Source organism: Pseudanabaena sp. 'Roaring Creek', from assembly GCF_001402795.1.
Classification (GTDB): Bacteria; Cyanobacteriota; Cyanobacteriia; order Pseudanabaenales; family Pseudanabaenaceae; genus Pseudanabaena.
This window is the reverse complement of record NZ_LIRE01000230.1, coordinates 20461-32517: the sequence shown is the minus strand read 5'-3', so window position 1 is coordinate 32517 and position 12057 is coordinate 20461. Positions and strand designations below refer to the sequence as shown.

Here is a 12057-nt window from a genome sequence, read left to right as displayed (position 1 = left end):
TGTATTAGGACATAAACCCCAAGAATTGAGTGGCGGCGCTTTGCGCCGCCACTCAATTCTTGGGGTTTGATTTGTCCTCATTCAAGTGACTGTAGCTATAAAAAACAAACCCAGTAAGGGTTTTTAAAGCTCAAAATGGCGTAGCCATTTTGAGCTTTGGTATAAATCCTTTCCTGTTTTATTTGAACATGAAAAAATTGCCAAAAACGGCGAGGGTAGTTATTTTTTTGTTGGGCATATCCGTTTCGTACAGACTAAACAACCCAAAGTTTTGCTGTTTGGTGGCGTTGCCGATGACAGGTTTGAGTGCTACTTTGCCTTGGGAGATCACAAACTTGCAAGACTGCTGAACGGTGATCGGGATATTGTCACCCCCACAAAGGGAGTTTTTCCCCGTTTCGGAAAATTGCTCGGTGGCATATTCGACGTAGCGCTCTTTACTAGGGTTGGTGGTCGCCATGATCCCAGCGATCGCGATACCCACAATTAAAACTGTTTGTAATTTCATTTTGTAATTGCATTTTGTAATTGCATAATGGCAATCGAAAACTATTTCCTGATGGGCGCGATCGCTTCTTGGCTGATTTGGCAAATTTCCCGATGACAATGCCCGTTGCTGGCGACGATTGTTCCCCATTGACGAAGTTCGAGATTATTGTAAGACAGCAGGGATAGGTCGGAATGGGTGAGTTGTCCACCTGCTTCGGTGAGAATGATTTCGGGAGCGCAGTAGTCCCAATCCTTAGGGGCAGATTTGCCCGAAACAGAGATATAGACATCGGCATGACCCGAGGCGATCGCTGCAAATTTACCGCCAATACTACCAACCGCAATTTCGGCGGCTTTGGGTAGTTGGTGGAGAATGTTTTCTAGTTGGTAGTTGCGGTGGCTGCGGCTGGCGACCACTACCATTTCGGCGAGGGCGATCTTGTTGGAAACTTTGATCGGTTGCCGCAAGCCGTCTCTAGTCTCGATATAGGCTCCGTTACCTAATATGCCCTGAAATAGACGATCTTGGGCGGGGGTTGCTACGAGTCCGAGTACGGGACGCTGGCGATAGGTTAAGCCAATATGTACGGCAAATTCGTTGGTGCGGCGAATAAAGTCACTTGTGCCATCCATTGGATCGATAATCCATACCCATTCATGATCGAGGCGATCGATATTATCCTCAGTTTCTTCACTGAGGTATGCAAAGTTATCCGTGCCAAAGGTTTGCTTTAGCTGGCTCAAGATGAAATCATTAGCTGCTAAGTCGGCGGAGGTGACGTTGCCTTCTTCACCACCTTTGAAGGTGATTTCTAGGTCTTGAGGCTCTTGGTAATACTTCATCAGAATATCTCCTGCTCCCCAAGCGATCGGGCGAGTCAGTGACATAATTTCGTTTAAATTCAGCATCTTGAATTTTGGTGAAGCTAATGATTTGTACTATAGCGTAACCAAATACAAAAAAGACATGAAAGTCCTTATGGGAGATATCCATACTGTTAATCTCATGATTAAAAAAACAAAACATGAGGGGGTAATGTCTGCTAAGTAGCTAAGCATAAGTAAACTTAAAACCTAGAGGAGCGTACCGCTCGCTACGCGGGGCAAGTTGGCTCTGTGATGGTGCTGTATTGTGCGGTGGTGATAAAAGTACGCAGGATCGAGATATTAAGTTTAAGTTATCTAAGAAGTATTGGAGAGATTATGCAAAGCGTGAAGGTTTCGACTAGTAGAGATTATCAAGAGTATTTAGTTAATTCGCTCAAAGATCCTGAAAGGGCGGCTGGCTATATTACGGCAATTTTGGAGGAATCCGATCCTGAGCCTGAGTTGTTGGGTTCGGCGCTTGATGATGTGGCGATCGCTTTGGGTGGTGAAAGCGATCGCTCATGGGTGAAAGATTTCAGCGCAAGTAATAAAAGTCAAGCGGTGTATGAGTTGGCGGCTTGGTTGAATAGTTTTGGGCTAAAATTAACTGTAAGTGTCAAGCAATTGGAGCAAGCATGAAATTTCAAGTTATTCTTGAACCAAGTGAAGATCTAGGCTTTACGGTTTATGTGCCGTCTTTACCAGGTTGTATCAGTGAGGGCGACTCTCTTGAGGAAGCGCTCGAAAATATTCAAGAGGCGATCGCGCTTTATCTCGAACCTGTTGAGGATGATTTGCTGATGTCTGAACGAGCGATGCTTCAGGAAGTTGAAGTATGAGCAAGGTTCCAAATTTGCCCTATGATCGCATTATCAATGCTTTACAGAGAGATGGCTGGATTGTAGTTCGTCAGAAGGGAAGCCATATCCGTCTTCAAAAACGGACGGTTGATGAAACGCTAAAAATTACGGTTCCTGCTCATCGTCCAGTCAAGAGATCTACGCTGTCACATATTTTAAAACAGGCAAGAATAGATCTAGATCGGTTTCTTGAGCTTTTGTAATCGACAATGTGTGAAAGATTTTGGTGCAAGTGATAAAAGTCAAGTGGTGTATGAGTTGGCGGCTTGGTTGGATAGTTTGGGATTACAGTTGACTGCATCAGCTAAGTGAAATTTACAAGATATAAAAGCGAAATCTGCAAAACAAGCCATTTTAAAAATTAGCTCCTCATATCTGAGTAAGCTAGAATTTAAGAGGATATTTAAGACAAGAAAATAAGTTAAAACTTTTATAACAGAGTTTAACCATCTATTTTATTTGGTTAAAGCCTAACTTGAATTGAAATTTAATCAGCAATCTAAATTATTAAGAATAAAAATAAAGATGGAATTTTCAAAAGGATCGGAATGGAGAAAGTGGGATCTGCATATTCATACTCCTGCATCATTTCATTGGAATGGGGGGAAGCGCTTCTATGAAATGGAAGACGCAGAGAAGAATGCGGAATTAACGAAACTCATAGAGAAGATCAATCAATCTGATGTCGAAGTGTTTGGCATTATGGATTACTGGACTTTTGATGGTTATTTTGAATTAACTAAGTTTCTAGATCAGAATCCACATTTAAAGCGTAAGACTATCTTGCCTGGAATCGAACTTCGGATTGAGTGTCACGCACCTTTTCGTTTGAATATCCATTTTCTGCTGTCAGACAAATTAACACATCAAAATCTATTGGATTTTAAGGCTTCATTACTAATACGCATAGGAGCGAATAAAAGACCACTTTCAGATGAAGCATTAACTCAATTCGCAAAAACCTTGGATGATAGCAAAGCTAGAGCGCACGGCTTTAGTAATCACCAAAATGATGAAAGAAAGTGTTTAGAACTGGGTAGTAAAACTGCTGAAGTTATACGTGACTGTTTGCAGGATGCTCAGAGACTCTTGCCAGAAGGAACATGTCTTATTATTCTTCCATATGGTACATCTGATGGATTATCAAAACTTGATTGGGAAAGATATCCTCAAGATGATAATTACTTCATGCAGTCTGCTCATGCTTTTGAGACAAGAGATTGTGATGAGATTGAACTATTTCTTGGGATTGAAACAGACCAAAATAAAAAATACATAGCAAATTTTATTAAAACTATGGGTGGGAAGCCCAAGCCTGTTGTTTCTGGTAGTGATGCTCATAAGGTTGCTGACTATGGTGTTTACCCAAGTAATAGAATGACATGGATTAAAGCCGATCCAACTTTTGAAGGTTTAAAATATACGATATATGACCCTTCTGAGAGAGTTCGGATCGGGCAAAAAAATCCTATTCTTGAATTTCCAAAACCGTATTTTTCGCAGATTAAAATCCAATCTACACAAATTTTCCCAAAATTGCTCAACAAAAAAATTAGCTTTACTGACACTAATCTAGAACTTAATTCGGGATTAATAGCTATTATCGGTGGTAGGGGGACAGGTAAAAGTCTATTGCTGGATGCCATTGCTAAAACTTTCAACAAGAAAAAAAATAAAGATAGAACCTATGAAATTTCTATGCAGGGTGACTTTTCAGTTACCTACGCTAAAAATACTGGTGAAACTGAAGAGTTTCGGATTGGTGGGGAATCCGAAATAATTTATTTGCACGTTCATCAAAGAGAAGTTCAAGATATCGTCAAAGATCCAGAATTTCTTAGCGACGCAATTTTGGAAATGTTAGGAATTTCCTTGGTTGGAGAAAATCTTTTGGATCAAGAAGAAGATATTGACGATATACTACGCCAGATTAAAGAATGTAAAGTTTGGCTAAATAAACATCCTAGAGATGACAGCCAAGCAATTATCGACCGTCGTACTCAACTTATTTCAACTATAACTACAGAGAGTAATAGACAGATGATAGAGAGTTATGCAAATAATATCTCTTCGACTAAAGCTAATGAAAAACACACTAACCGACTAACCCGTCTTAAGACAAAACTAGATAGCCTTGCAATCGAGATCAATAGTGAAATTCGATCTGTTAACGATGAATTAAGTGAGTTTTTCATTCCAATTGTTGATTTTTCTTCGCAAGTCTCATCTATTCAGGAGGCTATATCATCTTTAACTGAAATGACTACTAATTTAAAACTTAGTAATATTCGAGTTCAGGAGAGTTTAGAGCAAGAAAAAATTGAGGGAGATCCCATTACTTTACTTCAAAAGGTGGAAGAGTACCGTTCTGAAATAGAGAAAGAGAAAGAAACTATACATCAAATTGATACAAAATGGGGTCAACTACAGTCTCTGGTCGAAAAAAGAAATGCATATGTTAATCAGCTAGATATAAGATTTAATCGGTTAGTTTCCCACGTTAAAGATAAATGGGTTGAAAAGTCAGAAGGTAGATCCGAGTGGGTTGATCAGCAAAAAAAATTAATTAAAGACCTTCTTCAACCAATTAGTATCCACGGAGAGATATATTTTGATGAGTCTAAATTCTATGAACACGTAAAATCTTGTTTGAATCTTACAAAATTTAGAGCCAGACAAGATTCTTCTCCTCTAGATAGAATTAAAAGCATGATTCCAGTAGATAGCTATGAAGCCTATAAGCTTCTCATCAGTAATCAACCTGTTATTTGGTTTAACGCTCAAAACCCATCCACGTTAGACGATTTTTTAGAACAGGAAGATTATTTTAATCAAGATGGAATCGATAGGCTTTTAACTCTTTTTTTCTCCGAATCAGAAAGGCAAAAATATCTCAAGGTTCTTGCCAGAATTAAGTATGATGACAAAAGTCCAGAAGAGTTGTCTATTGGTCAGAGAGGGACTCTTTATCTTTGCTTAAAGCTTGCGACTGAATCCTTCTTCGATCCAATTATTATCGATCAGCCAGAAGACGATCTTGATAATGATTTCATAATGAAGCGTCTTGTTCCTATCTTTACAACAATCAAAAAATATCGCCAAATTATCATCGCTACACATAATGCGAACTTAGTCGTAAATGCCGATGCAGAGCAAGTGATTGTCGCAGACAATAAGTCTGAGAATTTGTCGTACTTTAGTGGTTCTCTTGAAAGCTCAAAAATTAGAGAGAGAATATGTGATGTTCTCGAAGGTGGCAAGGAAGCATTTAGAAAGAGAGAGCAAAAATATGGTTTCAAATAATTCTTGCGATCGCCCTTTATGGCAAAAGTGCGCTAATGAAGCGATTCATAAACTCTGCCAAAGCCTAACAGATTCAATCCAAACACGCCTATTCACAGGAGAACAAACTACCCAAGAACTCATCGCTAAAATCAATGCTGGGCTATCTGAAATGTAAGACAGGAGAAATAAAATGAATACTTCAACAATTGCCCCACTTACCACATTACCCAAAAATCTTCCCCTTGATGGCGCGATCGCTATAACACTACAAGATGGAGTAATGATCTTTCGTGCATCGCAAAAGATCCAACAACGCATTGAGAAGCTACTCGACAAACGCGAAGAGACCCCACTCACTGAAACGGAAGAACAAGAACTAGACGATTTTGCAGCGATCGATGACTATCTCAGTTTTGTAAATCGCATGATTCGCAATAACTTTCTACTCGAAAACACCGCCAAAACTCAGCCAGAAATTCAACATGGCGCGTAACTTCACCGAAACCACCAAAGCCCAAGTTCGCGATCGCGCAAACGGACTGTGCGAATATTGTCATGCTGTAGAAAAATGGCAATTCGTTCAATTCACCATCGATCATGTCCTGCCAAAATCTCAAGGCGGTACAGATAATCTTGATAACCTTGCCCTTGCTTGCTTCCATTGCAATCGCCAGAAGTACACAAAAAATACTGCCCTCGATACCAAAACAGGAATAGAAACTCCTCTATTTAATCCCCGTAGCGATCGCTGGCAAGATCATTTTGTCTGGTCTAACGATAAACTGAAATTATTAGGCACAACCCCAACAGGACGCACCACTGTGAAAGCTTTAGACTGTAACCGCGATCGCCTAATTAGCATTCGGATTGCAGACATAGCCATCAACCGCCATCCCCCAATTGACGATCCGATTCAGCTAACCACATAGGAGGACAAACCCATGAACACTGCCAAACTCAGAATGCAAGGCAACGAACAACTAGCCATATTATCCGACGGCTTTCAACTGGTCGGCGAAGAAGTCTATATCAAAAAAGTCGGTAATGCGATCATGCTAATTCCCAAAAACGACCCTTGGCAAACCCTCTGGAATAGTCTAGATCTCCTCTCTGATGACTTTATGACTACAAGAGATCAACCTCTATTAATCGAATCATCATTATCGAAAGATTGGCTTAGCGAAGAAGAAAATGAAGCATGGAAAGACTTACCCTGAAATACTGATCAGCCCCTAAAAGTCTACTGCCACACAATCACATCAATCGAATAGAGAAATAAAATGGATTACTTACTACTTCAAGAAGCTACCGAAAACTTTAATAACTTAATTAATCAAGTCAGCACAAACCATAAACCAGTAATGATTAAAGGCTCTGAAAATGACGTGGTTATGATTTCTAAAGAAGACTGGGCAGCAATCGAAGAGTCTATCTATCTTAACTCTATACATGGATATATAGACTCGCTTAAAGAGGTCATGACTAGCCCCAGAAGTGAGTGGGTAAATGCTCAAGAGCTAGGATTGTAATCATGAAAGACTATCACATCAACATTTTCTACAGCGAAGAAGATGGGGCATATATTGCCGATATCCCTGATTTGAAATATTGCTCAGCGATCGCAGAAACTCCACAGCAAGCACTCAATGAAGTAATGCTAGCTAAAACTGCATGGCTTGAAGCAGCAAAGGCAGAAAACAAAACAATTCCCAAACCGCTCTATCGTCCTGTAATTTATCAAATTGTTGCTTAGAATGGCGCGATCGCTATAGCACTACAAGACGGAGTAATGATATTTCGTGCATCGCAAAAAATCAAAAAACGCATTGAGAACCTAGAAACCACCAAAGCCCAAGTTCGCGATCGCGCAAAGCCACAGAGGTAGTAACTTTGTTTGATTTGTTTGATTTAATAATCGCCGTATATTTTTCTGTCCTTTCTCAAAGTCGCTAAACGGGAAATATTGGCGAACTTAGACCTAGAAACACTCGCTAGAGTGAAGATATACCTCTACTTTCTAGATTTAAGCATTATCATTATGGTATGCATTTCATTTTTGTTAGCGATACCAATCACTTTAGATGAGATGAAACTTAAGAAGAGCAGAACTCAATCCTCACAAGGTTTTGCCTTTAAGGATCGTCTTGATTTTTTTAAGTCGCTAGAGAATTAATTCCTTAGCGGTAAAAAGTTTGATATTTGTTTATTCCTAGACCTGAGGCAGTTTAACCCAATGTATACAGTTTTAGAAGCGATCGCCACTGCCAATCCTCCCTATAAACTCACCCAGTCTGAAGCCGCAGACTTTATGTTAAAAACCGAAAGCTTGTCTGCTGCGATTAGAAAAAGAATTCCCTCCATCTATGCAAATTCAGGAATCGACTATCGCTATAGCTGTCTCGCCGACTATGGCGGCAATCTGCCAGAATTTGAACTCTATCCCCCAAATTGGGAACTCTCACCCGCACCGACCACCTTCAGCCGCAATCAGAAATATACACTTTATGCCCCTAAAATCGCTTTGCAAGCTGCCCAACAAGCGATCGCCGAGGCGGACAATCTGCGACCCGAAGACATTACCCATTTAATTGTTGTCAGTTGTACGGGCTTTTCCGCTCCTGGTATCGATATTCATTTGATGAAACAACTGGGGCTTAGGGCGACGATTGCCCGAACGACGATTGGATTTATGGGATGTCATGCTGCCTTTAATGGACTGAGGACTGCCGATGCTATTTGTCAGAGCGATTACAAGGCAAAAGTTCTCTTGGTTTGTGTGGAGCTATGTTCGTTACATTTTCAAGTCGCGGATACCCTAGAAAACACAATTATCAATGCCATCTTTGCCGATGGAGCGGCGGCGGCAATTCTTTCTTCCCATCCCTTTGCGGAGGCTGAAGGCAAACTTGCCTATACCGATGGCTATAGTTTCTTGATCGATAATACTGAGGAGTTAATGAATTGGACGATTGGTGATACGGGTTTTTTGATGGGATTATCGCCTAGGGTTCCCGATATTGTTGCCGATTATTTGCCCAATTATCTGCAAAACTTTTTAGATCCGCACCATCTCACCCTAAACGATCTCGATTTTTGGGCAATTCATCCTGGGGGAAGGAGAATTATTGAAAAGATTCAGGCGGGCTTTGGCTTAAGCGACTCTATGGTGAGCGATTCCTACGAGATTTTACGTCGTTATGGGAATATGAGTTCACCCACGGTGCTATTTATTTTAAAAAAGATTTTAGAAAGAAATCGGGCAGGAATCCACGCACCGCTTCGTAATGGAATTGGCTTAGCCTTTGGTCCTGGGCTATCGATTGAGGGATGTCTATTTCAGCTAGTCTAAAGAAGTACTAATATCAATTCCCAAAATGGCAACGCCATTTTGGGAATCTCAAAACCTTACGGAGTTTGCTTTTTAATTCATTGCAGTGTTGGCTCTCTTCAGTGAATTGGTATAATCTAGAGATGAGTATAGGTGGTGCAAAGCGCCGCCTATACTCATCGGAACTAACAGGAGCAGATATGCCTTCATTCCAAATTCGCACCGATCGCGATGAATTAATGGATGATTTCACCATAAAGGATGAGCGTCTTACCGATGCGTTGGAGCAACTTCGCCCGATCAATCAACTCCTTGGTGGTTATGGGACGACCATGGCAGTTCTCGCTCCATTTCTACGATCGCAATCAAAAGCGCGACCAAATCAAACAATTCGCATCCTTGATTTAGGCACGGGGATCGGCGATTTCCCTGAATATATCGTGCGTTGGGCGGCAGCGCAGTCTCCTGCGATCAATGTTGAAGTTGTGGCGATCGATGCCAATCCCGTGACCGTAGATTATGCCCGCGCCGCTCTCGCAAAGCGGATGCCGCTTCAACTACAAGCCAAAATCAAGGTAGAAGTGGCGGATGCTTTAGCGCTGCCCTATGCCGATCGCGAGTTTGATGTGGCGATCGCGGCGATGTTTTTACACCATTTTGCCCATGACAATGCCGTGAAAATTGTGCGATCGATGCAGCGCGTATCCAAGCAAGGAATTCTCATCAACGATCTCCATCGCCATCCCCTTGCCTATTATGGAATTTATGCTCTGACAAGGATTTTGCCAGCTGCCCCAATGGTTCGCAATGATGCGCCACTGTCGGTATTACGAGGATTCAAATCCCCTGAATTAATAAATATTGCCGAATCCGCAGGCTTGAGTAATTTTTCTCTCAAGTGGCGCTATGCCTTCCGTTGGGTATTACATACCGTGAAGTTATAGCACTATAGCTACAGTTACTTGACTTAGGACAAATCAATTCTTGGGGTTTGATTTGTCCTACTCTCTTCCCGCTATAAAATTAGACATTAAAAACCAAGAATTAGCGTTGCGGCGCGAAGCGCCGCAACGTCTAATTCTTCACTGGGAAGGGCGTATTAGACTTGGTGACAGATGTAGGAACCGTAACTTTTGAGCAATCTTTATGTTGGTAAATCCTGAGAAAAAAATTTGCTCTTAGGTTCATTCTAGAGCATCATGAAAGGAGATGGCGATATCATCCGAGGACATCCGAGGAGAACCTATGAATTCTACTTATAAAGCATTTTGGTTAGAAGCTGGCGATCTCATCGTCATCGACCAAACCCAACTTCCCTTTCGATTTGTGACGAAAACCTTAAAAACTAGCGCCGATGCAGCCCTTGCCATTCAGGATATGACCGTGCGGGGTGCAGGGGTAATCGGTAACGTGGCTGCGTTTGGGGTGTACTTGGCTGCTAGGGAATGTAAGGGCGATCTCGATCGGATTAAACCCCTTGCGGCAGTTATTCGCAGCGCTCGTCCGACAGCTGTAAATTTGATGTGGGCGGTCGATCGCTTGATTTCTGTTCTCGACAAAGCTCCTGCCAATAGCGATCTAGTAGAAGTAGCTCTGAAAGAAGCGATCGCCATTGCCGATGAGGATGTCATAGGAACCCGCAATATTGGTAGATTTGGCTGCGAACTGATTGAGGCGATCGCCAAAACTAAGCCTAATGGTGAACCCGTCAATATTCTCACCCATTGCAATGCGGGATGGTTAGCGATCGTCGATCGCGGTAGTGCGTTGGCTCCCATTTACGAAGCAAGCGATCGGGGGATTAATATTCACGTATGGGTCGATGAAACCCGTCCGCGCAATCAGGGGGCAAATTTGACCGCATGGGAACTGGGGCAGTCGCACATTCCCCATACCCTCATTGCTGACAATACGGGTGGATTATTAATGCAATATGGCAAGGTCGATCTCTGTATCGTAGGAACCGATCGCGTTACCCGCAGTGGCGATGTGGCAAACAAAATCGGCACTTACCTAAAGGCTCTGGCGGCTTTTGACAATCAAGTTCCTTTTTACGTCGCTTTGCCCAGTTCCACTTTTGATATGCAAATCTCGGATGGGGTTAAGGAGATTGCCATTGAAACCCGTAGTGCTGACGAGGTTCTCTATATGCAAGGTCTATTGGATGATGGCAATATCGGCAAAGTCCGCGTCGCCCCCCTTGAAACTACGGCGCTAAACTATGGATTTGATGTTACTCCCGCTAAATTTGTGACGGGATTGATTACGGAGCGTGGTATTTGTGAAGCTGCGGAAACGGCGATCGCAGGAATGTTTCTCGATCTCATTCCTTAAGCTAGAGATGCTAAATCTATCTTGAATAGTTTTGGCGATCGCTTACAGCAATTATCGATCAAACGAACCACAGGGAAATTTTTGAAAGCCTTGCAAAGCAAGGCTTTCAAAAATTTCCTTGGTTTAGGTTTGAGCGCAAAGCGCTGTAAAGCTTAAAATTTAATCCGCCGATAAATTTCTGACATCGGCAGTTCTAAGTTCAAGCTCTGTAAATGTATAGCCTGATCTAGGCGATCGCATATTTCTAATTGCCAGCGATCGCGATTATTTTGGTTGTTATTTTGGCGATCCAGTTGGTAATACTGCTCCACATAGGGTTCTGATTGACTGACGAGCAAATATTCACAGAAGCTAGGAATAGAGCGATATTTTCTAAACTTATCGCCGCGATCGTAGCCTTCGGTTGAGGGAGATAGAACTTCCACAATCAATAAGGGATTAAGAATTTCATCAGTGCGATCGCCATTAAACTCTGGCTCACCGTTAATTACTAGAACATCAGCATAGGTTCCATGATTAAAAGCAGGAACCCAAATACGCAGATCGCCATTGTAAATTTGAAAATTGGTTTTACGAACCGCGATATTCAAAAATGTGGTGATGTCTACAGCAATACAACTGTGAGCAGACGATCCTCCTGTCATAGCAATAATTTCTCCGTTGCAATATTCATAACGCTCCTCAGATGTTTCGGCGATCGCCCGATATTCTTCAAGGGTCACGCGAACTTTGCCATCTGAAGCTTCAGATTCTGGAGATATATTTTTGGCGATCGGTTTAGCTTGAGCGATGACCATGATCGTGCCTCTGAAGAATGGCGTAACGTTAAGATCTAATTATAACGCTGAGAATTCCCAAAACCAGAACATGTACCGCCCGCTACGCGGGCGGTAC

Annotated in this window: 16 protein-coding genes; 13 read left to right on the top strand and 3 right to left on the bottom strand. The window is 42.0% G+C overall.

Annotated features, from left to right (window positions below; genetic code table 11):
- Positions 1-178 precede the first annotated feature (178 nt).
- Together AC805_RS07750 and AC805_RS07745 are read right to left on the bottom strand one after the other, a co-directional pair.
- Complete coding sequence (locus AC805_RS07750; protein WP_055074888.1) at positions 179-508, bottom strand: DUF4359 domain-containing protein; 330 nt, start codon at positions 506-508, stop codon at positions 179-181.
- A gap of 41 nt (positions 509-549) precedes the next feature.
- Positions 550-1377 carry a 3'(2'),5'-bisphosphate nucleotidase CysQ gene (locus tag AC805_RS07745; RefSeq protein WP_231662499.1) on the bottom strand — a complete coding sequence of 276 codons (828 nt, stop codon included), beginning with the start codon at positions 1375-1377 and terminating at the stop codon, positions 550-552.
- Between the two features lie 315 nt (positions 1378-1692).
- Between AC805_RS07745 and AC805_RS07740 the strand changes: the two genes are divergently transcribed.
- From AC805_RS07740 to mtnA, 13 genes are all read left to right on the top strand, one after another.
- A complete protein-coding gene (locus AC805_RS07740; protein ID WP_072143554.1) occupies positions 1693-1995 on the top strand; it encodes a DNA-binding protein in 303 nt (100 codons plus the stop codon).
- Positions 1992-2195, top strand: a complete 204-nt coding sequence (locus AC805_RS07735) for a type II toxin-antitoxin system HicB family antitoxin (protein ID WP_055074885.1) — start codon at positions 1992-1994, stop codon at positions 2193-2195. Before AC805_RS07740 ends, AC805_RS07735 begins: the two co-directional genes overlap by 4 nt.
- Positions 2192-2419, top strand: coding sequence for a type II toxin-antitoxin system HicA family toxin (locus AC805_RS07730; RefSeq protein WP_009626114.1), 228 nt, complete (start codon positions 2192-2194; stop codon positions 2417-2419). Before AC805_RS07735 ends, AC805_RS07730 begins: the two co-directional genes overlap by 4 nt.
- A 277-nt stretch (positions 2420-2696) precedes the next feature.
- Positions 2697-5519 carry a TrlF family AAA-like ATPase gene (locus AC805_RS07725; protein ID WP_156341338.1) on the top strand — a complete coding sequence of 941 codons (2823 nt, stop codon included), beginning with the start codon at positions 2697-2699 and terminating at the stop codon, positions 5517-5519.
- The gene (locus AC805_RS25485; protein WP_009626112.1) at positions 5506-5676 is read left to right on the top strand and encodes a hypothetical protein; all 171 of its coding nucleotides are present in this window, start codon (positions 5506-5508) and stop codon (positions 5674-5676) included. The genes AC805_RS07725 and AC805_RS25485 overlap by 14 nt, the downstream gene beginning before the upstream one ends.
- Before the next feature lie 15 nt (positions 5677-5691).
- Positions 5692-5994, top strand: coding sequence for a hypothetical protein (locus tag AC805_RS07720; protein WP_055074883.1), 303 nt, complete (start codon positions 5692-5694; stop codon positions 5992-5994).
- The gene (locus tag AC805_RS07715) at positions 5984-6430 is read left to right on the top strand and encodes an HNH endonuclease (protein ID WP_055074882.1); all 447 of its coding nucleotides are present in this window, start codon (positions 5984-5986) and stop codon (positions 6428-6430) included. The genes AC805_RS07720 and AC805_RS07715 overlap by 11 nt, the downstream gene beginning before the upstream one ends.
- Positions 6431-6442: 12 nt before the next feature.
- Complete coding sequence (locus AC805_RS07710) at positions 6443-6718, top strand: antitoxin (RefSeq protein ID WP_055074881.1); 276 nt, start codon at positions 6443-6445, stop codon at positions 6716-6718.
- A 63-nt stretch (positions 6719-6781) separates the two neighbouring features.
- Positions 6782-7030: a type II toxin-antitoxin system Phd/YefM family antitoxin gene (locus tag AC805_RS07705; RefSeq protein ID WP_055074880.1), complete on the top strand. Its 249-nt coding sequence runs from the start codon at positions 6782-6784 to the stop codon at positions 7028-7030.
- Positions 7031-7032: 2 nt separating this feature from the next.
- Complete coding sequence (locus AC805_RS07700; protein ID WP_055074879.1) at positions 7033-7254, top strand: type II toxin-antitoxin system HicB family antitoxin; 222 nt, start codon at positions 7033-7035, stop codon at positions 7252-7254.
- Positions 7255-7734: 480 nt separating this feature from the next.
- Positions 7735-8850, top strand: coding sequence for a type III polyketide synthase (locus AC805_RS07695; protein ID WP_055074878.1), 1116 nt, complete (start codon positions 7735-7737; stop codon positions 8848-8850).
- A gap of 101 nt (positions 8851-8951) precedes the next feature.
- The gene (locus AC805_RS07690) at positions 8952-9773 is read left to right on the top strand and encodes a methyltransferase domain-containing protein (protein ID WP_231662496.1); all 822 of its coding nucleotides are present in this window, start codon (positions 8952-8954) and stop codon (positions 9771-9773) included.
- Between the two features lie 301 nt (positions 9774-10074).
- Positions 10075-11163, top strand: a complete 1089-nt coding sequence (mtnA, locus tag AC805_RS07685) for an S-methyl-5-thioribose-1-phosphate isomerase (RefSeq protein WP_055074877.1) — start codon at positions 10075-10077, stop codon at positions 11161-11163.
- Between the two features lie 152 nt (positions 11164-11315).
- On the opposite strand, the gene AC805_RS07680 is transcribed toward mtnA, so the two are convergent.
- Positions 11316-11960: a Uma2 family endonuclease gene (locus AC805_RS07680; RefSeq protein WP_055074876.1), complete on the bottom strand. Its 645-nt coding sequence runs from the start codon at positions 11958-11960 to the stop codon at positions 11316-11318.
- Positions 11961-12057: the final 97 nt, after the last annotated feature.